The following is a 23,307-nucleotide window of genomic DNA, read 5'->3' as shown; positions in this document are numbered from 1 at the left end:
TTTTGAAAATTAAAGATTGAATATTTGTCGTGAGTAAACTTAAAGTATTTCTTCTAAAACATTTTCACATAAAAGGAACTTAATCTATGCAAACAACATCTCGAATCATCTGGATTTACGCAGCCCTCGTCTTGATAGGTGGAATGATCGGCCATTTTGTGGCTCACAGCCCAGCATCACTAATTGCCTCTTCGATTGTAGCCATCCTTCTAGCAGGATGCGGCTACTTCATACATAAAGGCCAGGGATGGGCCCATTGCGCTGCTACAGCCATTTCGGTCCTCCTCCTAGCTTTTTTTGGCTACCGTTTTTCACTGGCTTATAAGTTTATGCCCGCTGGTTTAATGGTGATTTTAACAGCCTGTCTACTTGTCTATCTTTTAATGAAAGGCAAAACAAGCTGCTGCAATAAACAAAGCTGCAAATAAAAAAAGCGCATTTTCAATGCCAAGAGGCGTCATTCAGGTGCCTCTTGCCTTTCCTTAAGCCAAGGCAACCTCTTTCCACTTTTCACTTTTAAAGCGCCACAGATAAATCGCACTCGAAGCCATTCCATAAAAAGCAATTAGCATCCACGTGATATTGGCAGGAGCTCCCCATTTAAAAACAAAGAGATAAATGGGAAGTAATGCCACAAGCCAAGGCCCTGCCCCTCCCACTTTCATGATGAAACGAGTATCTCCAGCAGCAGTCAACAAACCAATTAAAAGCCAGTTAATGCCATCAAACAAGAAAAACAGCCAAACCCAAAAACATGCAGCATGAAGAGTCGATTGAGTTGCTGGACTTAAAACCATATCGTGGGCCAAAAATAATCTAATTAAAGGATCGGGATTCCAAACAAGAATGAGCCCAAGAAAAAGAAAAACAAATAAATACAGTTTTAAACCTGACTTTAAGAGCTTCCACACAAGATCCTGTTGCTGAGAACCAAAGAAATTGGCCGCAATTGCCGTGGCCCCCTTAGAGACCCCTTCCGTCATAAAGGTAAAAAGAAAAAAAATGCTCTGTGCGACAGTCACAACTGTAATATAATCTGATCCAAGCTTCGTCATTAAATGAAAAATAATGACCCAAGCCATTAACTCGAGGGTATGAGCAACAGCGTTCGGAAGCCCAATGCTCAAGCTCTTTCGAAAAAGCCTTTTATTAAAATGCCAGCGTCCCGTTCCCTTTTCTTTCCGATTACGGGCATTTAAAAAATTACAGCCAAGAATGAGCGCCTGCGACGTCTGGGCGATTCCCGTGGCCAATGCAGCCCCTTTAATTCCCATGGATGGCACAATGGGTTCCCAGCCAAAAATGAAAACCATGTCCAAGCCGATGTTAATTAAATTTGAAATCCCCATTACGCAGGTAACAAATTTAACCTGTCCCTGCCCAATGTAAAAAGCAGACAATGCACCCGACAAAGCCGCCATTGGGCCAAAACACATCAAATACTTAAAATAGTCGATCTCGAGCAAATAGTGAGCATCTTCGTGGAAAAAATAAGGGCCTGCCCACAGCCCCAATGGAACGAACCAAAAAACAGAAGCTAAAGAGAGCCAAATCATTTGCCAAACTGGCTGGCCTAATTTTTCAATTTTCCTGGCCCCATTGTACCGTCCAACAAAAACCTCTGCTATGCTGACCGTTGAAATACACCAAAATTGCATGAACTGGACCAAAACGCCCCCATTAGCAGAAGCATTCAAAGCATCGAGTGAATAACGAGATAAAAACAGACGATCCAGAAAGAGCATTAAACTCACAGACATGAGCGAAAGCATTAAAGGAAAGGAGATTTTCCAAAGCTCCCTCATGGAACCTGGTGGATGAGATGTTAATTTATTTGGGCCGTCTGGAGTCAATGGCGACGACATGAAAGATCACCTATTATTAGACGCTAATACTAAAATTTATAGTCTTTATTTTGCGTCAGCCACCTCTCCTAAAAAGAAAGAAAGCTGATGAAATGATTGTTTGGTTGATACATTTAAGACTCAGAGAAAGTTTTGAGCGGCTTGCGCTCATTCTCTGGCCCCTTCTCATTCCGAGTTCGGAAGGACTTGGTTGAATTATTTCTTCATCTTAGAAAAATGATCCCTGAATGTCAACCTTCAATTTGATTCTAACTCATGGACTCCCCTGCACTGAATGCAAAGAGTACAAAACAAATCTCTCTAAATGTATTTCAATTAGAGTTACACATTATAAATTCCGCATTAATTAAAAATAAATTCAATCAGGATTTAAACGAAAGATGCTAGCTCAATGTTTATTTGTGCACAAAAGTAGTTTAGAAAGACCCAATGAGATGGGCACTTACACCATCCCCATCGATTGGCCGGCAATCCAACTCGTTGTCCAGGCATTTTGAAAATTAAAGCCCCCTGTAATGCCGTCGATGTTCAAAATTTCGCCAGCGAAAAAGAGGCCTGGGCAACGGCGGCTCTCCATAGTTTTAAAATTGACTTCGCTCAAATTCACACCGCCACACGTCACAAATTCTTGTTTGTAGGTGGTCTTGCCTTGAATCTGGAAACGGCTAGCTCGAATCTGGGCAAGCAAAGCTTGGATGTGTTTATTTGACAACATAGACCATCTAAGCTCCTGTTCAATCCCAGCCAATTGTACAAATGCCTTCCAGAGTTGTTTTGGAAGTTCAAAAGGAGACTCTGTCCCCACTTGCTTAGCTGGATTCGTTTGCTTCATTCTCCCAATAATTTGGCGGAGCTCCTCTTCAGTCGATTCAGGAAGCCAATTAATTTCCACATTCGTTCGATAATCTAAAGCATGTAGCTCTCTTGCCGCCCATGCCGACAGCTTGAGAACAGCCGGTCCGCTCAATCCCCAATGAGTAATAAGCAAAGGGCCTGTTTGCGAGAGGGCAAGATCGATTAAACTGACCTGAGCAGGCGACACAGAAACACCCGCCAAGTCGATGAATGGAGAATCTGGAATATTGAAAGTAAAGAGAGAAGGGACGAGTGGAATGATCGAATGTCCGAGCGATTCCAATAAAGGATACATTTTAGGTGTACTCCCAGTAGCCATTAAAAGGCGATCGCAGGCTAAAGTCTCTCCATTGATCAACGACAAGGTAAATCCAGTTTCTTCCCGAATGATCTGTTGAATGCCACACTCAAGCCGGATGTCCACACCCGCTTGACGGGCAGCTTGCTGCAAGCAAGCGATAATCGTTTCAGAGTTGTCTGTAATTGGAAACATGCGTCCATCTTCTTCAGTCTTAAGCTGGACCCCTCTCCTTTCAAACCATTGAATCGTATCTTTTGGTTGGAAACGGCTAAACGGACCGCGCAGTTCCTGGCTCCCTCTTGGATAAGACTTCACTAAGACTGCAGGATCGAAACACGAATGGGTGACATTGCATCGTCCGCCCCCTGAAATGCGTACCTTAGCCAGAGGCTGGCGTGTTTTTTCCAAAAGAATCACTCGGTGATCTGGGTAATATTCAGAACAAGTAATAGCTCCAAAAAATCCGGCTGCACCGCCGCCTACAACAACATGAGTTAACGTTTTCTGGCTCATCCTTCCCCTTCACACTGCTGCAATTCCAGGCCGGCTTCTTCCCATTTCCCCATCACAGCCGTGAGCTGTTCTTCAAGACTTTGCTTTTGCTTGATGTAGCTCTGCTGTTGCTCACGGGGTGTTTGCTGATAAAATCCATCAGAAGACATAAGCCGTTCAATCTCGTTAATTTTTTCTTCTATTTTATGACACTCTTCTTCAGCCTGGACAAGGCGCTTTTTCAACTGGGCTTTCAAGCTCTTCAACCGTTTTTGATCTTGATAAGCGGAGGACATATTTTCGCTCTTGCTTTCTTCATGTGCATAGCGCTGGCTTAGGGCAGTTGGAACCGATAAGTGATCCCTTTCTTTTTTTTCTACATACTCACTGTAATTGCCCTTAAAATCTTCAACGCCTTGATAGTTGATTTCTAAAACGCGGTTAGCAATGCGCGAGACAAAATAGCGGTTATGGCTAACTAAAAGAAGAGTCCCCTCGTAATTTTGAAGGGCTTTAGTCAGCTCGTCAATAGCTTCTAAATCTAAGTGGTTGGTCGGCTCGTCAAAAATCAAAACATTTGGCTTTTGCATCATCATTTTAGCCAAAATGAGGCGCGCAGCCTCTCCTCCACTCAAAGTTTGAATGGACTGCTTGACTGTATCTCCAGAAAACATGACCTGCCCTAAAATATCCCTCAACTGCTCTTGCGTCTTGGTTCGATCAAATTGCCCAAGCCAATCCAGCAGGTTAAAATCTCCCTTTAATTCCCGCCCATGGTCTTGTGGAAAGTAGGCCACTTGAGTGGCAAATCCCCAAGAAAAATCTCCTTGATCAGCCTTAACGTGCTCTGTCAAAATTTCTAGCAGTGTTGATTTACCAATGCCGTTCGGGCCAATAATGGCCAAACGATCCCCTCTTTCCACTTCAAAAGACACATTTTCCAATACTTTCTTGGAACCATATGCTTTAAAAATATTCTTGACTGTTAGAATCGATACGCCCGAGGCTCTTGTCTGAACAAAGTTTAAAATGGGATACAGACGAGAACTCGGAAGGAGCTCTAAACTTTCCATCTCCTCTTCAATTTTTTCAACTAATCTTGCTTTAGATTGTGCTTGACGGGCTTTAGTCGCTTTGGCACCAAAGCGATCGATAAAGCCTTGCAAGTCTTCGCGCCGCTTGTCATGTTTTTCAAGGAGTGCCGCTTTCTGCTCTCTATCCTGTTCTTTCTGCTCTACAAAAGCTTCGTAATCGCCTTTGTAAATTTTAATGGTTCCGTAATCAACGTCAGCAATATGCGTACACACTCCATTGAGGAAGTCACGATCGTGCGATGTCACGATTAAAGTACCCGGAAAATTGCGCAGATAGCCTTCCAGCCACTTTATAGAGTAAAGATCCAAGTGATTCGTCGGCTCATCCAAAACCAATACCTGATGCTGCCCAAAAAAAACTTGCGCCAGCAACACCCGCAACTTGTAACCGCCAGACAATAAATGTAAAGGACGGCGATGCGAGGCTTCCCTAATTCCCAAACCCTCTAACAGCTTTGCCGCCTCACCTTCTGCCGCATACCCATGCTGACTCTCAATAATCTTCTCGGCCTTCACTAAAGCATCGCAATCTTCCTCTGTAAAAGGCTCGCGCAGAAGAATCTTTTTTTTCTCTTCGAGAGCATCCCACAATACCTTCTTTCCCCTCAAGACAACATCTAATACATTTTCGTTTTCATATAGATAGTGATCTTGCTTCAAAGCACCAATCGTTGCTTGCTGAGGAAGAGTGATTTGCCCACCATCCGGCATCAACTCGCCAGCTAAAATCTTTATCAGAGTCGATTTCCCACACCCATTGGCCCCAATCAAGCCGTAACGATTCCCAGGATTAAACTGAAGATTCACCTCTCTAAAAAGAACCTTGGCACCAAAACGCATGGTGAGTTGAGCGAGAACAATCATAAGAGACTCATATTTAAGCAGATTTAAAAAGATAAAGTGAGTGGAATTTTAAAACATAATTTCATCAAATTTTAACAAAATAGGAAAATAAGATAAATTAAAATATTAACAAAAAAATTGAGAGATCATAAGAGACGGTCCCTCTTTCATAAAGAACCTGTTCATTTTCTCGAATTCACCCCCACAAAGCCTTTTTGGTAATAATAAACCATCTACAACTGTTAATTTAAAAAATTAAACCAATCGATAAAAAAACAAGAATTAAAAACAAATATTTATTTAACTAATAAATAATAAATTTCTTATAATTAAGATATAACCAATTTAAAAATAGGTACAATTATGGAATATTTAAATAGTTGGTTTAGTTCAAGTTCTTCCCAGCCCAGTTACTCTGAACAAGATTTTGATAATGACATCCATCAAATAAGCCAGTTTCCAGAAAATAGTGCTGCGCAAATTAAGGTGATTGGAAATAGGTTGAGTCGAACCGATGAGGGGCTGGCGACTTGGAGCTATGGCTATTTGATGGGAACGACTCTCGATGGGACCGTCGCTCATATTCGGGATCGCGTCTTAGGAAGGTCGGAAGAAAAATTTAACACTGATTACGGAGCTATAGAGCAGAAACTCCGTTCATCAAATTTTAAAGCCAAGGAATTCAGAGTACACTTAAAGATCCTAGAAAACGATCTCATTCAAGATCTCAAGTTATTAGAAGGAATGAACCGGATTACCCATACTTATCAGTCTCGCTATGCTCAGACTTCCCACAAAGGAATTGAAGAATTAAACGATGTTAAAAAGAATCTAGCCAATCGCGTGCAAGGCGAAATGAGCAAATACCTCGAGTTAGTTGAAGTCTTCAAGAACCGGCAAAATCAAGTAGACTTAACACAATCTATTCTTTTTGCCGATAAAGCCCTTACAAAACACACTTCCAGCGCTCCGCAAGGAGACTTAGAAGCCTATTGCTATCACTATAACCGAGAAATCCATCCAAAACAGGCGGGAATCTTGATCAATCAAGGAAAAGAGTTAATCAACGCCGTCTTAAACGATAACATAACCAAGGTTTCTAACAATCCAGCCGAAGCTGAAAAGCAAATGACAGCCTTAACTTGGGCATTAATGGATCATGCCCTTAAACATAATCAAGGATATGATGAGGGAACCTTTGCCATCAAGGACTCGGCAGCTAAGCTGCATTCATTCTTAATGACCCACCCAGGATGTTATAGCCGTCCTTCTACTCACTATGTAGGTAGATCTCCCAAGTCTCATCATGGAATTGATGTGTTCAGCAACCAGATGCCTGCGAATAAAAGGACTCTTTTATTCGAGCTTATCACTCAACAAGATGGCTCGACACTCCTTTTTATCAAACCCGAAAATTTCAGCGCTGATCTCACCATTCCATACGATGCCGTCATGCATGGTTACGAGGTGATTGTCGCTCAATACAATAAAGTCTTCCAACCAGGCAGCGACGATTTGCCTAACATGAGAAAAGAAAGAGTTCCTGTTGAAAGCTTAAAGGCTTTTGAAGAAATTCTCAAACAGCTAGAGGAAAATGACTTTAAAAAAATGAATGCCAATTTATTTAAAAATCCCATTTTTCAAACAGAAAACCCAATCAAAAATGCCAAATTGTACGGTATTGCCTTTATGAAAGCCTACGTAGATGCAGTCAGCCAGCTCGAAATCCTTCCCGCTTCTCTCGATATGACACGCTTTAATAAATCGCTTGCAGGACTCGATCACTTAGACCAGCGCACTGGACGTGAAGTGTTTATCGAATCGTTTACAGTTTAAAGACAAATGGAAAGGGCATGGCACATAAACTCTTATCCTGAGATGTCGTCATCATCAAGATGCTCGTATCGCTGAACGACAAACTTTCTATATCACCATGCTGGGGATAGTTGAACATTGCCAAAAGTTTAGGCTGAAGATCTACTGATTGGGCCATCTCGTAGAGATAAACCTTTCCACCTGCTGTTCCTAAAGCTAGAATTATCCCTTTTTGAACGGCGCATTTAACCTGTTCTCCAACTTGAACAACACCGACCGGATCGAGCGCCTCGTTCATAATTTTTACCTGCCCATCGCTCAATTGCATTAAACATCCCTTCTCTAAGCCAATCAAAGCGTTTACAGGCTTTTGTTCTAAGGTAACTTTTTGGAGTTCCCCTTTTGCTAAAACATTTAAACGAATGGCTTTTACTTCTTTAGTCGACTCGCGCCATACTAAATGGTTTGCAACAATGTGCGGCACTCCCAATACATCAGCTGGTACATGAAGCAGCTTGCTAGACCCGGAAAAGATTGATAGGCATCCTGGCGTAAGCGCTAAAAGAAGTCTTTCCTTCTCTATCCACTCCAACCAACTCACTTGCCCCTTCGCTTGAAATTCCCATTTACTCTCATCCGCAAAGCCTTTCTCGTCCACCAAATACTTTCTGATCATTCCATCGCTTGAACCGACCCACAGGCCCTCATTTTTAAAGCAAACTGACGATAGAGAGAAACCTGCAAGCTCTAAAACCCCTATTTTGGCCAGGTTTTCTTGATTCATTAGATGAAATAGGCAGCTCTTATCCTCTCTTCCAACACTTAAGACATGCGAATCAGTGCGCCGCACCAGTTGATGCTCTCCAAGGTCTAACTTATCTATTTGGGCTTTCGTATGACTTGCACTCAGTTGTTTTGTCTTTGCACAATAGCCCAGCTCAAATGACAACTGTCGCACACCTTCTCCATTAGCAGCAATGAAGCGATTCCCTGGTAAGGCCATTACAGTCAGGTTTGGGCTCGCCTGCTTCATATAATTTAAAAGCTGAGGGTGCACCGAAGAAGAGCCTGTCTGCCATTTCAATTCTATGAGTCGCTCTATTTTCTTATTGAACAAATAAGCCCCAACACTGGTCGATACATTGCCAGCTGTAACCAAAAGCTTCGAACGGTAAGTCTTCTCATACAGAGAATCAAAACTCTCCTTAACAAGTGCCTGCCACCTGTTATTGACCAATCGCACACCGCTCGCTAATTCCTGCTCATTCATGTAACTAAAAATGTGCACCAATAGCTCTGGCGGCAATTTGCCAAATGCGGAGTCCTGTTCAGAATCTTTCTTTCCTGTTTGCGTAGAATAATCAACAAAAAAGCTGCACAAAGAAGAAATATATGAAAACAAATTGGAACCTATATCTATAAATATTAAAATGAAACGATAAGTATATATTAATAAACATTTATTAATTTAAAAACAAGATTATTTAATAAAATAATTCAAATTCCGCATTTTATGTGTTAATGTTAGATGGGTGGAAAGTAAAGTTAGGTCTATCTGAATTAAAAAGCTTAGAGAAAAACTCGTCCATAGGCTATAAAAAAGTGCTATTTAAATATTGACTTTGCTTTATCCCTTTTCTTTAATACGAGATGAGTCCCACTCCTTCCATAGCCATTATAGGTGGCGGTTTTTCAGGCTTAATGGTAGCAGCCAATTTAATCAGGTTAGCTAGTCGATCCATAACTCTCTATCTCATCGAGAAAACACCGAATCTTGCCAAAGGCGTCGCCTATTCTACAACAGATCCCTTTCACCTTCTCAATGTACCCGCGGTTCAAATGGGGGTCTTCGCTGCTGAGCCAGCCGGGTTTTACCAATGGGTCATTGAGCACGAAGAGCAGTGGCGTCAAGCAGATCCATCCTTTGTTTCCCTAACCATTTTTCCGCAAGCTTTTCTACCGCGCAAACTCTACGGACTCTACCTGCAATCCATTTTTAAGGGGATGGGGGAAGAGGCTGAGCAAAAAAATATTAGGCTAGAGTGCATTCAAAATGAGGTGCTGGCAATCGATCAGCAGTGTGAAAATGAGCTCTGCCTGGCTCTTCGCAGCCAATCGCTCATCTGTGACTACGCCGTTTTAGCAATTGGACTCCCCCCAACCAAAGAGCTGGATGAAGTCCCCCCATCGATCGCAAACTCATCTCATTACATCTCCGACATTTGGTCTAATCAAGCCGTCATCCACAATCTGCTTGAGCTCGATAAAAAAGGCGTCAGGCAGCCGCAGATACTGATTTTGGGAACTGGTTTAACAATGGTTGATGCTTGCATGAGCCTTTTTATACGAGGATTTAAGGGACAAGTCCATGCCCTTTCAAAAAGCGGCCATTTGCCAGAAGCTCATCGCCATCAAGACAAGTCCTATTTTCTTAAGCTCCCTACCCCTCTTCCAAAAACAGCTCGAGCCCTTTTTCGCTGGATCAGAGAACTGATAAAAAATGGATACCTTGCTGGATATGATTGGAGGCCTCTGTTTGATGCCTTGCGTCCGTATACCCAAACCCTGTGGACATCTTTGCCAACCAAAGAACAATTAAAAGCCGCTCGACTGTTTAGTCTTTGGAATAAGCATCGCCATCGCATTCCTCCCCACTGCTTAGACCGGCTAACAGAGCAGCAACAGAATGGGCATTTAACCCTCTTAGCGGGATGGATTGAATCCATCACCGAGCGGAATCATGTGATACATGTTCGCTACTGGAATAGCAAAAAAAAAGTGCATCAAAATCTGGCTGTTGATGCGATTTGGAATTGCACCGGACCAACTTTGGATATCAGAAAAAACTCTACACCCATCCTTCGTGATTTGATCTCAAAGGGGTTTTTAATATTCGATCATTTATTCTTGGGAATACAATCGACCAACTACGGCCAAGTCAAAGGCTCGCTCTTTCCACGTCTCTATGTGATTGGAGGACTGTGCTTTGGAGAAAAATTAGAAACAACAGCCGTACCAGAACTTAAACAACAAGCCCTGACAATCGCTCAAAAGCTTTGCCAAGAAATCGAACTCAACTAGCTCTCATCATTTCTAACAAGTGCCAGATTAACGCCATCTTCTTCTTTTTTTCCTTTTGGGTTAAAATAGAAGTGAAGGTTTAAGTTTCTGGAGAAATAGCCATGCCTCCTACTTTCTCAATCGTTGTGACATGTCTCTTTATTGCCATTCTTCTCGAGTGCTACCTAATTACTAAACGATTAGACCAGGATGAATAATATTTTATTCAATTCGAGCGCAGCAATTCTAACAATGAATAGTGGTAATAAATCTGATCACAGGCCAATTCGCCAGCAGGCCCTGCATGCGCAATCCATACCTCAAGCCTCCGGGGGGCAAAAATGGCATTGTGCAAATTGGTCGGGCGAGCGACAGGTGCTTTAATCGCCTCTTCCAAGTCTTTAGGCTTAATATATCCATACACCTTTTCGAGGCGCTCCATCAAAACCGGATAGCGTTGAGGATGAGAAAAGCCAGTCAAAACGACGCAGTCTGCTAATTGGCGATGAATCAATCCTTTAATCTGTTCTTTCTTATCATCTTGATATAAAACCGTTTGAAAGGATGAAGACTCCACATGCAAATCAGTTAAAACTATTTTGCCATCGTTTGAACGCTCATTTGAAGAAAAATCAAATAATGAGTAAGCCGTACCGGGTTCGATGAATTGAAGATCTTGAGGTGTGGCATACACGCCAAAAGATTTCCCTGTTTTGCCATCTGAAAAGACATAATAATATTCACACGTGCGAGGGGCTGCAGTTAATATCTCTTTAACGTCATTCAAAGTCGTTGCATCTTCAAGTAGAAGGCGCAAAAGAAAAGCCATTGGCATGCCATTCCATTGCCCGTAACCCCTTCCTCCAATTTCACCGATGGCAATGTGCTGGGCGTTCATTCCCGTAATGGAACCAATAAATCCCGCATAAGAAACATTGAGGAAAGAGATTTTTCCAAGCGGTTCCATGACCATCAATACTGCGGTGTCCTGCAAATCTTGCCCGGCTCCATAATCTAAGACGCGCACATGATAGAGCTCGCCTTTTTCTGTAGCTTGCCCAGAAACTGTCAGACCTGAGCAATGAAACATTTCAGGAAAAAGATTCAATAAAAGAAGCTTCTCAAAGGGAAGCTGCGCCCCATCTGCCATTCCACACAGCTCATCGATCATCGACTGTGGAATATGGGGCATGATAGAGGGCAAGGTCTCCATAAATTGCTTGATGATCGGCATGTCTCGGCCGAGTAAAATCTTTTGGTCAATATACCGCTCAACATTGTAGGCTATCGCTGATTTAAGCAAACGCCCATGCTGATAACCCATTTGGTAAGGAGTTCCTTTGAGATGCAAGATAAGCTGAGACTCTTTGCTTTCTAAAAGTCCTTTTCCTTCCCTTGCTAGCTCTTTTGCTTGTAGACCAATCATAGTAACCAGTAAGCCAAATGAAGCTAAAATAAACCTAAACATTCCTATACCTATGAAATATAATTCGTTCAGATATTTTTTAAAAGCCATTAGACCAACAAGTCAATTTAATTTGCAAATTCAACTCTTTATAAAGGATGTCTTTTATTGTTATAATAATACTAATGAAGGAGTTCTTTAAATTTTTAGTCCTCAGGAGGGATGAATGCCTCACAGGTCAGATTCGCGCAGCCGCACAAAACCAACTCAGCACGAGTACAAGCACATTCAAAAGGCAATTGAAAGCCTTGAGCAGTGTTTATCCTCGGAATTTCTAACCGAACTGGAGCGACACAATCTCGAAGAAGCCGTCAGGAAGCTCAAGTCGCTTGAGTCCAATTGAAAATTTAAACTTTTGACAACTTCTGAGCGAACGATGAGTAAGAGGAAGATAATGCGGGCGTGGAGGGCGACTAGAAAAAAATGGATTATTTGAGGGCAAAAAAAAAGGCCTTAAAACGTTTGTTTTAAGGCCATGAAAAAAAAGCTTGGCGGCGACCTACTCTCCCACACTCTTGTGTGCAGTACCATCGGCGATCAGAGGCTTGACTTCTGAGTTCGGAATGGGATCAGGTATTTCCCTCTCTCTAATGCCACCAAGCGAAAATCATAAAAGTTTAGTCTTGTCGTTTAAATCTGAATCGTAAATTCACTAAACCAAAAACAGTGCTTGAAAATAATCTCACACGCTTGATTTTGTATATTGGACCACACTTTGTGCTGAAGGGAATGGTCTTCGTCCTTCAGTAAAAAAAAGGTGGTCAAGCCGATCGACCGATTAGTATTGGTAAGCTCAACGCATTACTGCGCTTACACACCCAACCTATTAACCACATCGTCTATATGGTGTCTGATAGGGATACCTTATCTTGAGGGAGGCTTGGCGTTTATATGCTTTCAACGCTTATCCGTTCCGAACATAGCTACCCGGCAATGCTCTTGGCAGAACAACCGGCTCACCATTGGTTCGTCCACTTCGGTCCTCTCGTACTAGAAGCAGCTCCTCTCAAGTATCCTACGCCCACAAAAGATAGGGACCAAACTGTCTCACGACGTTTTGAACCCAACTCGCGTACCGCTTTAATTGGCGAACAGCCAAACCCTTGGGACCTTCTTCAGCCCCAGGATGCGATGAGTCGACATCGAGGTGCCAAACCGCCACGTCGATATGAACTCTTGGTGGCGATAAGCCTGTTATCCCCGGAGTACCTTTTATCCGTTGAGCGACGGCGATTCCACATTCCACCGCCGGATCACTAAGCCCGACTTTCGTCTCTGTTCGACTTGCAGGTCTCACAGTTAATTTGCCTTATACCTTTACGCTCTACTCGTGATTGCCAACCACGATGAGGCAAACTTTGGACTCCTCCGTTACTCTTTAGGAGGATACCGCCCCAGCAAAACTGCCCGTCTGACAATGTCCGAATCCCAGCTTCATGGGATTTCGTTAGATTCCCGACTTATCAAGACCAGTATTTCAACGACGACTCCAGCCTACCTGACGGCAGACCTTCTTAGTCTCCTGGTTATTCTACACATGACAAGTCAAGAGCCAATATCAGAGTACAGTAAAGGTTCACGGGGTCTTTCCGTCTTATTGCGGGTAAACAGCATCTTCACTGCTACTACAATTTCACCGAGTCTCTTGTTGAGACAGTGCCCAGATCGTTATACCATTCGTGCAGGTCGGAACTTACCCGACAAGGAATTTCGCTACCTTAGGACCGTTATAGTTACGGCCGCCATTCACCAGGGCTTAAATTCAATGCGTTGCCTTACGGCTAACATCTCCTTTTGACCTTTTGGCATTGGGCAGGCATCACACCATATACTTCGACTTAGACGTCTTTGCATAGTGCTGTGTTTTTGTTAAACAGTCGCCTGGGCCATTTCTCTGCGGCCACATGATGCTCAAGCAGCAAGTGCTGTCACAACTTGTGGCTCCTCTTCTCCCGAAGTTACGAGGATAATTTGCCGAGTTCCTTAACAAGAGTTCTCTCGCGCGCCTTAGAATATTCTTCCCACCCACCTGTGTCGGTTTTGGTACGGTCGCCATCAACGATTAGAGTCTATTTCTTGGAAGCATTGCGCTACACTATCGGTTCCTCCGAAGATTCCCCTTAGTCCCAACCTGGCGTTATGTTGGCGGATTTGCCTACCAACCGGCCTCATTGTTCCACGGACACATCCAATGGTCCGCGTGCTTGACGTACTCCGTCGACCCTTCATCATAGTTTTAGGCGGCGCAGGAATATTTAACCTGCTTTCCATCACCTACGCTTTTCAGCCTCGGCTTAGGGACCGGCTAACCCAGGGAAGACGAGCTTTACCCTGGAAACCTTAGGTTTTCGGCGAGGAGGATTTTCACCTCCTTTATCGTTTACTCATGCCATGCATTATCACTAGTATGCGCTCCAGCGCTCCTTACGGTACGCCTTCGACGCTGCATACTACGCTCTCCTACCGCTTATTCTTATACAGAATAAACCCGCGATTTCGGCTCTATGCTTTAGTCCCGGATATTATCGGCGCAGAGTTTCTCGATTGGTGAGCTGTTACGCACTCTTTAAATGATGGCTGCCTCTAAGCCAACATCCCAACTGTTTTAGAAACTCCACTTCCTTACTCACTTAGCATAGAATTAGGGGCCTTAATCGGCGATCTGGGCTGTTCCCCTTTTGACAACGTAGCTTATCCCACGCTGTCTATCTCCCGGACGACTTTACAGTATTCGGAGTTTGATTTCCTTTGGTAGGTCGGTAGACCCCCGCGTGAATTCAGTGCTCTACCCCTGTAAAGGGCTGTCCGAGGCTAACCCGAAAGTTATTTCGAAGAGAACAAGATATCTCCAAGTTTGATTGGCCTTTCACCCCTATCCACAACTCATCCAAAACTTTTTCAACAGTTACTAGTTCGGTCCTCCACAAGGTGTTACCCTTGCTTCAACCTGGTCATGGATAGATCACTTGGTTTCGTGTCTGCGCCAAATGACTTAACGCCCTTTTAAGACTTGCTTTCGCTTCGGCTTCGGAACGATGTCCCTTAACCTTGCCATTTAACGCAACTCGCTGGCTCATCATGCAAAAGGCACGCCGTCAGCCATTCCCAAAAAATTGGGCATAGGCCTTCGACCGTTTGTAAGCTATTGGTTTCAGGTTCTATTTCACTCCCCTAACAGGGGTTCTTTTCACCTTTCCCTCACGGTACTGGTTCACTATCGGTCATTAACGAGTATTTAGCCTTGGAGGGTGGTCCCTCCGGATTCAGACCGGGTTTCACGTGTCCGGCCCTACTCAGGTGCTCATCTAGCTAGCTTGCTTTTTCGCATACGGGGCTTTCACCCTGTGTCGCCTGACTTTCCAGAAATGTTCTGCTAAAGTTTGCTAGCCATTGTGATGAGTCCTACAACCCCGCTATTAGAAATAGCGGTTTGGGCTCTTCCCAGTTCGCTCGCCGCTACTATGGGAATCTCTGATTTGATTTCTTTTCCTCTGCCTACTTAGATGTTTCAGTTCGGCAGGTGTCGCTTCCTTAACCTATGTATTCAGTTAAGGATAACCAGACATTACTCTGGTTGGGTTTCCCCATTCGGATATCTCCGGGTCAAAGCTTTTATCCAGCTCACCGAAGCTTTTCGCAGGTTTCGCGTCCTTCATCGCCTGTTAATGCCAAGGCATCCACCAATAGCCCTTAATAGCTTGACCAAAAATTAGTCTCAAGCAATTAAGTATGAGTACGACTCACATAAGTATTGCTACTTATGTCACTTAAATTTTGTGTGAAGATTATTCTCAAGCGCTGATTTTGATCAGTGAATTGTTTTAATAAGATGATTTACATCTACTTTACGTATTCACGTTTCATTGTTTGTTACCAAACAATCAACGTTTTTAGATTAAACTTGATTCTTAAACTTTTATGACTTTCAAAATAACGTATTTGCCTACACGAAGCAGGCTATTTTATAACAATAAGCTGTTATGTAAATTTTAACTGGTGCGGTTACCAAGACTTGAACTTGGGACCTCGACATTATCAGTGTCGCGCTCTAACCAACTGAGCTATAACCGCAAGTGCAAATCTTGGAGGCTAGGAGATTCGAACTCCTGACCTTCTGAATGCAAATCAGACGCTCTACCAACTAAGCTAAGCCCCCGATTCAATAAAGATCGGATGTCTTAAGATTTGCGATCTTTTATAGATAACGATGCTTTCACAGCACAAGTAAGACAATGTACGAGCTAATAGAGCTTGCCCAACCTGTTTGCTAATTAAAGCAAACTGTCCTTTAAAGGAGGTGATCCAGCCCCACCTTCCGGTAGGGCTACCTTGTTACGACTTCATCCCAGTCATCGGCCTTACCTTACACGCCTCTTTCCTTGCGGTTAAGCCAGCGGATTCGGGTAAAACCAACTCCCATGATGTGACGGGCGGTGTGTACAAGACCCGGGAACGTATTCACGGCGATGTTGCTGACTCGCCATTACTAGCAATTCCGTCTTCATGTAGTCGAGTTGCAGACTACAATCTGAACTGGGGCCGGCTTTCGGGATTTGCTTCACCTCGCGGTTTCGCTGCCTTTTGTACCGACCATTGTAGCACGTGTGTAGCCCCAGACATAAGGGCCATGCGGACTTGACGTCATCCTCACCTTCCTCCTGGTTAACCCAGGCAGTCTCATTAGAGTTCCCACCTTAAATGTTGGCAACTAATGATAAGGGTTGCGCTCGTTGCGGGACTTAACCCAACACCTCACGGCACGAGCTGACGACAGCCATGCAGCACCTGTGCAGCAGTCCCGAAGGAAAGGCCTATTTCTAGACCGGTCTACTGCATGTCAAGTCTGGGTAAGGTTCTTCGCGTTGCATCGAATTAAACCACATGCTCCACTGCTTGTGCGGGTCCCCGTCAATTCTTTTGAGTTTCAGCCTTGCGACTGTACTCCCCAGGCGGTATACTTAACGCGTTAGCTACGGCACAACTAGGGTTGAGTCCAGTTACACCAAGTATACATAGTTTACGGCAAGGACTACCAGGGTATCTAATCCTGTTTGATCCCCTTGCTTTCGCGCTTTAGCGTCAGGAATAAGCTAGAAAACCGCCTTCGCCACCGGTGTTCTTCCACATATCTACGCATTTCACCGCTACTTGTGGAATTCCGTTTTCTCCGCCTACCCTCGAGAGATGTAGTTTCAAATGCTGTTCCGAGGTTGAGCCCCGGGATTTCACGTCTGACTTACATCCCCGCCTACGCGCCCTTTACGCCCAATAAATCCGATTAATGCTTGCACCCTCCGTATTACCGCAGCTGCTGGCACGGAGTTAGCCGGTGCTTCTTTACCTGGTACGTTCAAACTTACTGGATATTAGCCAGTTTATCTTATTCCCAAGCGAAAGAGCTTTACGACCCTAAGGCCTTCTTCGCTCACACGGCGTCGCATCGTCAGGCTTTCGCCCATTGCGAATGATTCTCGACTGCAGCCTCCCGTAGGAGTCTGGGCAGTTCTCAGTCCCAGTGTTGGCGGTCAATCTCTCAATCCGCCTAGACGTCTTAGCCTTGGTGCGCCTTTACCACACCAACTAGCTGATATCGCATGGGCCCCTCTTTAACCGCGAGGTCTTACGATCCCCCACTTTAATAAGAAAAAGATGTCTTATTCTCACCGTATCTGGTATTAGCGGTCGTTTCCAACCGTTATCCCAGAGTTAAAGGCAGGTTACCCATGTATTACTAACCCTTCCGCCACTGAACCCGAAGGTTCCGTTCGACTTGCATGCCTCATCCACGCCGTCAGCATTCAATCTGAACCAAGATCAAATTCTCACAGAAAAAATAAACTCTTGAAAAATTGAGTTGATTATATTAATCGTATCGCATCTTGAGCGATACTAATATGTGTGACAGGTAAACTGTCTCACACAAGCTCTATTGTTTATGCTTGCACATTGTCTCTCTTATACTGTCAAAACACTCATGCAGAGCTCGTTGGCATCTGCTATTTACGATTTATTCATCGTTGAAGTACCAAAAGATTAGCGAAACGGAGAATTAACTGCAACACATAAATAAAAAAAAAGAAAGAAAATCACCCTAATCCACTCATTATCAAAATACTTTGCAACACACTAAAGAATTCACAGGCGAACTCTTTAGCTCTACTCTTGGGTGTAGGACCTCGAACGCGGCGCTCACATTGGCCATTAATTTAGACCTCTTCAAGCTCGACGCGATATCCCGCTGCTTGACTCCCCGTTCGCTGCAGCACTTTAAATGTTGTAAAAGGTTTAAATAGCACCTCGTTCTCTGGAAGTTGGCTAAAGCTCCGAACGTATTTGCCATTTTTAGAGTAAATGATGAATTTGACCCGGGAACACTCCTCGCTACAAGGGCCGCCACCAGCAAACATTCCACCTGGTGCAGAGGCACTCATAAACCCTCTTTCGACGATTTCTGCTCCCTCTTCCATTTCCTCAAAAACATCTATTGGCACATGAGCCATTCTAATGACTCGACACTCAGCCTTATATCTGTGTGGAAGTGCATTTAACCTAGCTGCTGTTATCATGCTTATGAAAAGCAATTCTTTAGCCACGCGATCGACTACCTCACTGTTTTTTTGAAGAACCTGTTTGACGGTTTCTTGAGTCGCAAATGGCAAGCGTCCCTCTACTAAGACGCCTTTGCGCAATAAAGGGTTGAGCCAAGAATAGAGGCCGTGGGTTGTATAACAGCGGATAAAAGGCTCTGACATCCTAAATGGTGAAGAACCCTCTGCCTGGATTGTTTCGAAAACAAGTGAGCGGTTTAGGTAGCTTTGCAATTCTTCTTGAGAACATCCACCCCACTTCTCTTCTAAGGCACGCCAATCGACATGATTCAGAAGCTCGCTTAAAGCCATTTCTTGTTCATGATGTCGAACTGTCAGGTACCCTTCCGGTTGCAAAGCAACCATAAACCGCCGTTCTTTTTGCTCTCCCACAAGCTCATCAAAGATCTGCTGTAAAAAATCCTGGGCAAATTCCCGAACTGAAAGCGCTGGAGGAGACGTTTCATTGGGCCGAGCCTGTGGGACATTCGTGCAAAATGAAGGCTCAAACCCACGCTCTGGAAACCGGCCATTTGATTGAGCAAAAAGACGCTGGCTCTCGCCAAAGAAACGGAAGGCGAGCAATGCAATCGAATTGATAAGGGGAATGCTCAAGATGAGCCCTGCCATGAAATGCTTTGCCCCCTGAATCCAGCTAATTTCTTTGCCACCAAATGCTAAAGCAAGATTATGCTTAGCTTCTCGAAAGGGCTGAGTCAATAAGAATGTAGGAGTAATGGGTGCTGACAGTCCATGAGGAGATAAATAAGCCATATCTAAAACCATAAAGTTTCATTGTTAATAAAACCCCATGACTCTAGCTGTAGTTCGTTAATTTCTTTTAAACCGGCTGTTAATTTAATAAAAAACAACCGTTAATCTGGCTATTGTATAAAAAAAAGACCCTAAAACGATTGTTTTAAGGTCTAATTAATAATCCGCTGGCCCTTGGTTCAAGTCCAAGTTGCCCCATCCTTTTGGACACTGCTTGTAGTCCATTAACGTAGTAAATGGTTCACAAGTCTTGACCCCTTTCCACTGCCGAAACCACCCATACAAATTCAACCTGATTTTATCCGAAATCTATAAACTAACTTAAAAAGACACATCTATAAAGCTGGAAATTTAAGAGACATTCCATCTGAGGAACAAATATCTACAATTTTCTTCAAAACCAAGCTTTTTAGCGACTATGGCTGAGGCAGGATTACTAATATCACAATTCCAATAAGGTTCTATATCATTTTTATAGCAGTAATCCAACATAAAGGCACTGACAATAGTCCCTAAGTTCTGATTGCGATAATTTTTATCTGTAATAACGCCAATTTCCGCTGTATCCTTAGCAATAAATCCATAAGATTCAGCCGCGACTTTACCTTGGTCAATTAAGCAAAATCCCATTCCGTTATTAAAAAAACGATCACTATCTCCATATAGACTTAAAAGGTATGAATACCAATTACATTGAGAAAAATTTTCGCTGTTAACCTTATCTACTAAATATTGATGAGAAAGAGATTTCTTAAGAGTATCCACGTTGAAAAAACCAAAAGGCCTCCGCAATTGAAGCCTGTCAATAGGCTTAAACCCAGCTTCTTCAAAGGAGAGTCTAAACTCCCAATCGGAAAAGGCTACTAAAGACACTTTGGGGAGGGATTTCAAATAAGCGATTACTTTCTTTAAAGAATCCTGATCCAATTTACCACCTAGATAGACAGGGGCATTGAGATTAGCGATTACCGAAGAACTACAGACTAAAACAAAGGATGGATTACTTTTATCGTCCGTAAAAATTGTCCCTACACTCCTTTTTTCCAGAATAGAATGTAAAATGGATGCATAGGTATTAAAACCATCAAAAAACGGCTTAGCAATCTCATACTCATCTGAATTAAGCATTTCTAATTCATTTTCTTCAGTTAACGAATATTCCATTTTCATCTCTCGCACAAACCAGTTGTATTTCGCCTATTAGGAATACAGCAACTACATAAACCCATTTATCATTCAGACGACTAAAAAAAATCGCTCCCAACATACCTCTTGATTGAGAATTTTTCAACGTTGCATCGCAAAAAATATACCTTTGTCTAGATTTCATGTCTTGCGTGATATTTGCTATAGCTCGTTTACCACTGTTCAATTCCTATTAAAAATGGAGTGGAAAAGATCAAAGATTATATTATAAATTTTATTAGAAAAAGCGTTATATTTTATGATGTGAGTCCCAATTGCTGAATTGGCGGGGTTAAACATAGCGCTTCTCGCTTCCTTTAGCATGCAATTCTTGATTCGAGTTGAAATAGCTCACTTTTAAAAAGGATTGAATGATGGACATAAACGCAGAGATAAGAACATTTAATAATTTAAAGTTTCAAACAGAAGAAACAGCTGGCAAAATTCTCTGGATTGAATTCAAATTAAGATATCTTGCGGAGAGATCTCAGAAAGTTGTTGATAAATTGAATGAGGTCACAAATTTAAAAGATGAAGATCAGAAATATTATTAGAACTGTAAATTAGATGATTTATTGAAAGTGATAAAAATGTGTTTCAAGAACAATTATCAAAAGAAGAAAGAAATATAATTAACCAATATCAAATGGTAAGGAACTGGTACCTCCATTCAAACTTTGTTGGGACTTTGGAAAAATTAGGCTTACCTACTGGCGCAAGGCTGATAAAAAACGGCCAAAAAGTTCCCTTAGAAAAGAAAGAAATAGGTGAATCTTTAAAAGCTTTACACACTAATGAGGGAATAAGAAATGAGCTCTCGGATCTCTCTGTAATACAGGCTTCCAAAAGAAGTTTTGAGTACCTCTATTAACACATAGACGAAAACAAAATTTAAATAAAAGAGTGAGAGATTTGCTCAAAATTAAGCTTGCGTAATTTCCCAGAAGGATCTTGAGCTTCTAACTTCATCCAATCACTCGGAGATGCATTTTCAAACCAGTTCTTTAAATTTTTCTGAAAAGTTTTAAACCATTTTGGATGTTGTTTTGCTAGTCCCTTGAATTCATCTAAGGCATGGTCAGAAAATTCACCCAACTGAGAAGCAACATACCAAATACCATAAAGATCCTTAAGTATCTTTAGCGAACTTTTGCGTTTCGTAAAAGTTAGGCCTTTATGGAGTATCCAAGCAGCGGGTGTCACCACATTTCCAGTAACGTTTGAGTAGGTCTGAAACTTTAATGTTGTCTGCAAACTTAAAGTTAAGTAGCTGAGTGGTTGAGCTACCACGCCTGCTATAACTACATTTTTATCTTTGTTGTTTCTGGCAGAGTCATCGGTCAAGAATTCGATTTCAACCTCTGCCCCTGCAATGTCCTTCACATAGGCTTCAGTTGCTGGATCGTCTAGATCTTTAAAAACATGATTGAAGCCAGCTTCTCGAAGGTAACTTTGAATATTCTTTTTCGATATTTCTGGAATTTTTCTTGGAATGAGAGAATCGATATCTCGTGTACCAACCGGAGGATTTTTCAATTTTGGATCGCTTAAGTAAAGTTTGTAGATAAAAAGAGCAAAACCACCTCCAATGATGACAAAATCTCGCCATGGGCCAATAGATTCTAAAAATTCCGAAATGATTTTGTCTTCTTGATTAGATGTCATGACGATTTACCGCCTTTAAAAATACGCTTAAGCTCGGGAAGGCGTTCTGCCATAAATTCTGCTTGTTCTTGTCCACGTAAAGGAAAGTGATATAAATCCAAAAAAGTCAAAATGGAAGGAGAGGCATTGATATCTAGATTTGCGTCGCAATTATTTTTAAGCAAGCTTTTGTAGTAGGGCTCTATAAGCAAAACTTCATAGCCTCTTTCTTGAGGTTCTAATAGTAGTTTTTTCTCAAGTTGTGGTCTAAGCAAAGGATCAAGCAGGTATAGTTCAAGGGTGTTTAAGTTGGTGTTTTTATATCCATACACTTCAGCAGCAGAATGAAGAGCCAATACTACTTTATTGCTTAGATTGGACTTTTTGATTGTCTCTAAAAGCTCTGCTTTATCCTGGAACCCTGAACGATAAGTTCTCATTTTGCATTTTTTGACAATGCTGTAATGTTCTAACCAGCCTTCAAGAAGGCGTTTGGATTCTTTCAAGAAGAATTTTTTGGCCGTTCTTATTCCCTCGACTTGCAAAATTCCTTTTAAAACTAAAGTCTCAAAAACGCGTTGCACCGATCCAAGACTTACTCCCGCTTCTTTAGACACATTTCGCACAGATAACTCTCGACTCTTTATGTCTTCTCTCAATAACCAATCAAGAACCACGGCAGATTTGTCCGAATAGATATTCCCTTCCACAAGTTTTTCATTTGAGCCTATCAAAAATCGACCTTCCATACGCCCTCCTTGTCTGTTCATTATTTTACACTGTTCAATATTTATGGGACAGGTTAAAATTCGGAACAGTCAAAAGACAACTCTAACTGTATAAAAAACAAGAAAAGGGGCTCAACATGGAAATGATAAATAAATTAAGGACTCATTACGAGCAATACCCACCACGTCTGTCTTATGGTGGGAATGAAGGAAAGAATGTAACAGCAAAAAGTTACCCAAAGTGGCCAACTGAAGAAGAATCTAAGCCCTTAGGAGTCTCTGCTGTAAAAGTTTGGTATGAAAAGTTTCCTGCAAAAGCTGATACTTTTCCAGTTGAAGGCTATTGTGTCGTGGACGCTTGTTTGGATGAAAGCGGGCGTTTGACTCCGGATGCATTGCCATTGTGGCCAGAAATGGAAGGGCATGAGCTGTCTATTTGCGTTTATGTTGACATGTATGACCGAATCTTTATGAGGGCTATCGGAGGGTTTACGTCATTCAATACGAGAGCAACTATAAGATCTGCCTAGAACATTTTTCTCTAGGAAAGTCACCAAATCAAGAATTCCTGATTTGGTGATGTGTTTTTCAAACGCTAA

At 42.5% G+C, this 23,307-nt stretch carries 15 protein-coding genes, 2 tRNA genes and 3 rRNA genes; 6 read left to right on the top strand and 14 right to left on the bottom strand.

The features are described 5' to 3' along the window. Positions 1-86 precede the first annotated feature (86 nt). Complete coding sequence (locus tag PNK_RS05210; protein WP_059060736.1) at positions 87-428, top strand: TMEM14 family protein; 342 nt, start codon at positions 87-89, stop codon at positions 426-428. A gap of 54 nt (positions 429-482) precedes the next feature. On the opposite strand, the gene PNK_RS05205 is transcribed toward PNK_RS05210, so the two are convergent. The 3 genes from PNK_RS05205 to PNK_RS05195 form a co-directional block, all read right to left on the bottom strand. Next, on the bottom strand, positions 483-1,865 hold the full coding sequence (locus PNK_RS05205) for an MATE family efflux transporter (protein WP_059060734.1): 1,383 nt from the start codon (positions 1,863-1,865) through the stop codon (positions 483-485). Positions 1,866-2,307: 442 nt separating this feature from the next. Continuing rightward, positions 2,308-3,534, bottom strand: coding sequence for a BaiN/RdsA family NAD(P)/FAD-dependent oxidoreductase (locus PNK_RS05200; RefSeq protein ID WP_059060731.1), 1,227 nt, complete (start codon positions 3,532-3,534; stop codon positions 2,308-2,310). Next, positions 3,531-5,471, bottom strand: coding sequence for an ABC-F family ATP-binding cassette domain-containing protein (locus PNK_RS05195; RefSeq protein ID WP_059060729.1), 1,941 nt, complete (start codon positions 5,469-5,471; stop codon positions 3,531-3,533). The genes PNK_RS05200 and PNK_RS05195 overlap by 4 nt, the downstream gene beginning before the upstream one ends. Positions 5,472-5,813: 342 nt before the next feature. Here PNK_RS05195 and PNK_RS05190 point away from each other — a divergent pair, with 342 nt between their 5' ends. Then, positions 5,814-7,286, top strand: a complete 1,473-nt coding sequence (locus PNK_RS05190) for a hypothetical protein (protein WP_059060726.1) — start codon at positions 5,814-5,816, stop codon at positions 7,284-7,286. Here PNK_RS05190 and PNK_RS05185 read toward each other — a convergent pair. Then, complete coding sequence (locus PNK_RS05185; RefSeq protein WP_059060724.1) at positions 7,276-8,667, bottom strand: F-box protein; 1,392 nt, start codon at positions 8,665-8,667, stop codon at positions 7,276-7,278. The genes PNK_RS05190 and PNK_RS05185 overlap by 11 nt on opposite strands. Positions 8,668-8,915: 248 nt before the next feature. Here PNK_RS05185 and PNK_RS05180 point away from each other — a divergent pair, with 248 nt between their 5' ends. Continuing rightward, positions 8,916-10,346: an FAD/NAD(P)-binding protein gene (locus tag PNK_RS05180; protein WP_079992815.1), complete on the top strand. Its 1,431-nt coding sequence runs from the start codon at positions 8,916-8,918 to the stop codon at positions 10,344-10,346. 205 nt (positions 10,347-10,551) lie between these two features. On the opposite strand, the gene PNK_RS05175 is transcribed toward PNK_RS05180, so the two are convergent. Next, positions 10,552-11,793: a C45 family autoproteolytic acyltransferase/hydrolase gene (locus PNK_RS05175; RefSeq protein WP_059060721.1), complete on the bottom strand. Its 1,242-nt coding sequence runs from the start codon at positions 11,791-11,793 to the stop codon at positions 10,552-10,554. A 163-nt stretch (positions 11,794-11,956) separates the two neighbouring features. Here PNK_RS05175 and PNK_RS13350 point away from each other — a divergent pair, with 163 nt between their 5' ends. Next, complete coding sequence (locus PNK_RS13350; RefSeq protein ID WP_158021706.1) at positions 11,957-12,133, top strand: hypothetical protein; 177 nt, start codon at positions 11,957-11,959, stop codon at positions 12,131-12,133. Between the two features lie 143 nt (positions 12,134-12,276). Here the strand turns inward: PNK_RS13350 and rrf are convergent. From rrf to PNK_RS05140, 7 genes are all read right to left on the bottom strand, one after another. Next, positions 12,277-12,391 (bottom strand): 5S ribosomal RNA (rrf, locus tag PNK_RS05170). A gap of 156 nt (positions 12,392-12,547) precedes the next feature. After that, positions 12,548-15,494: ribosomal RNA gene (locus PNK_RS05165) — 23S ribosomal RNA — on the bottom strand. A gap of 290 nt (positions 15,495-15,784) precedes the next feature. Next, positions 15,785-15,861: transfer RNA gene (locus PNK_RS05160), tRNA-Ile, on the bottom strand. A 12-nt stretch (positions 15,862-15,873) separates the two neighbouring features. Continuing rightward, positions 15,874-15,946, bottom strand: a tRNA-Ala gene (locus PNK_RS05155). A 134-nt stretch (positions 15,947-16,080) separates the two neighbouring features. After that, a 16S ribosomal RNA gene (locus PNK_RS05150) occupies positions 16,081-17,620 on the bottom strand. Together the 16S, 23S and 5S rRNA genes with 2 tRNA genes alongside form the textbook arrangement of a ribosomal RNA operon. 376 nt (positions 17,621-17,996) lie before the next feature. Then, positions 17,997-19,163 (bottom strand): hypothetical protein, encoded by a 1,167-nt coding sequence (locus PNK_RS05145; protein ID WP_032123683.1) that lies wholly within the window; start codon positions 19,161-19,163, stop codon positions 17,997-17,999. A 339-nt stretch (positions 19,164-19,502) separates the two neighbouring features. After that, a complete protein-coding gene (locus tag PNK_RS05140; RefSeq protein ID WP_059060719.1) occupies positions 19,503-20,315 on the bottom strand; it encodes a GNAT family N-acetyltransferase in 813 nt (270 codons plus the stop codon). 613 nt (positions 20,316-20,928) lie between these two features. Here PNK_RS05140 and PNK_RS05125 point away from each other — a divergent pair. Next, on the top strand, positions 20,929-21,207 hold the full coding sequence (locus PNK_RS05125; protein ID WP_059060713.1) for a hypothetical protein: 279 nt from the start codon (positions 20,929-20,931) through the stop codon (positions 21,205-21,207). A 20-nt stretch (positions 21,208-21,227) separates the two neighbouring features. Here PNK_RS05125 and PNK_RS05120 read toward each other — a convergent pair whose 3' ends face one another. Together PNK_RS05120 and PNK_RS05115 are read right to left on the bottom strand one after the other, a co-directional pair. Next, entirely contained in the window at positions 21,228-22,001 is a 774-nt protein-coding gene (locus PNK_RS05120) for a GSU2403 family nucleotidyltransferase fold protein (protein ID WP_032123682.1), read from the bottom strand. Further along, a complete protein-coding gene (locus PNK_RS05115; protein WP_059060710.1) occupies positions 21,998-22,729 on the bottom strand; it encodes a type IV toxin-antitoxin system AbiEi family antitoxin in 732 nt (243 codons plus the stop codon). The genes PNK_RS05120 and PNK_RS05115 overlap by 4 nt, the downstream gene beginning before the upstream one ends. A gap of 116 nt (positions 22,730-22,845) precedes the next feature. On the opposite strand from PNK_RS05115, the gene PNK_RS05110 reads away from it, so the two are divergent. Next, complete coding sequence (locus tag PNK_RS05110) at positions 22,846-23,238, top strand: hypothetical protein (RefSeq protein ID WP_059060708.1); 393 nt, start codon at positions 22,846-22,848, stop codon at positions 23,236-23,238. Positions 23,239-23,307: the final 69 nt, after the last annotated feature.

Origin of the sequence: Candidatus Protochlamydia naegleriophila, from assembly GCF_001499655.1 — a bacterium.
GTDB classification, from domain to species: domain Bacteria; phylum Chlamydiota; class Chlamydiia; order Chlamydiales; family Parachlamydiaceae; genus Protochlamydia; species Protochlamydia naegleriophila.
The sequence above is the reverse complement of the archived record's forward strand: the minus strand, read 5'-3'. Positions and strand labels throughout refer to the sequence as shown.

Excerpts from the sequence above, each read along its gene's own strand:
- PNK_RS05210 (WP_059060736.1), top strand. The coding sequence starts at position 87 with ATGCAAACAACATCTCGAATCATCTGGATTTACGCAGCCCTCGTCTTG.
- PNK_RS05205 (WP_059060734.1), bottom strand. The coding sequence starts at position 1,865 with ATGTCGTCGCCATTGACTCCAGACGGCCCAAATAAATTAACATCTCAT.
- PNK_RS05200 (WP_059060731.1), bottom strand. The coding sequence starts at position 3,534 with ATGAGCCAGAAAACGTTAACTCATGTTGTTGTAGGCGGCGGTGCAGCC.
- PNK_RS05195 (WP_059060729.1), bottom strand. The coding sequence starts at position 5,471 with ATGATTGTTCTCGCTCAACTCACCATGCGTTTTGGTGCCAAGGTTCTT.
- PNK_RS05190 (WP_059060726.1), top strand. The coding sequence starts at position 5,814 with ATGGAATATTTAAATAGTTGGTTTAGTTCAAGTTCTTCCCAGCCCAGT.
- PNK_RS05180 (WP_079992815.1), top strand. The coding sequence starts at position 8,916 with ATGAGTCCCACTCCTTCCATAGCCATTATAGGTGGCGGTTTTTCAGGC.
- PNK_RS05175 (WP_059060721.1), bottom strand. The coding sequence starts at position 11,793 with ATGTTTAGGTTTATTTTAGCTTCATTTGGCTTACTGGTTACTATGATT.
- PNK_RS13350 (WP_158021706.1), top strand. The coding sequence starts at position 11,957 with ATGCCTCACAGGTCAGATTCGCGCAGCCGCACAAAACCAACTCAGCAC.
- PNK_RS05145 (WP_032123683.1), bottom strand. The coding sequence starts at position 19,163 with ATGGTTTTAGATATGGCTTATTTATCTCCTCATGGACTGTCAGCACCC.
- PNK_RS05140 (WP_059060719.1), bottom strand. The coding sequence starts at position 20,315 with ATGGAATATTCGTTAACTGAAGAAAATGAATTAGAAATGCTTAATTCA.
- PNK_RS05120 (WP_032123682.1), bottom strand. The coding sequence starts at position 22,001 with ATGACATCTAATCAAGAAGACAAAATCATTTCGGAATTTTTAGAATCT.
- PNK_RS05115 (WP_059060710.1), bottom strand. The coding sequence starts at position 22,729 with ATGGAAGGTCGATTTTTGATAGGCTCAAATGAAAAACTTGTGGAAGGG.
- PNK_RS05110 (WP_059060708.1), top strand. The coding sequence starts at position 22,846 with ATGGAAATGATAAATAAATTAAGGACTCATTACGAGCAATACCCACCA.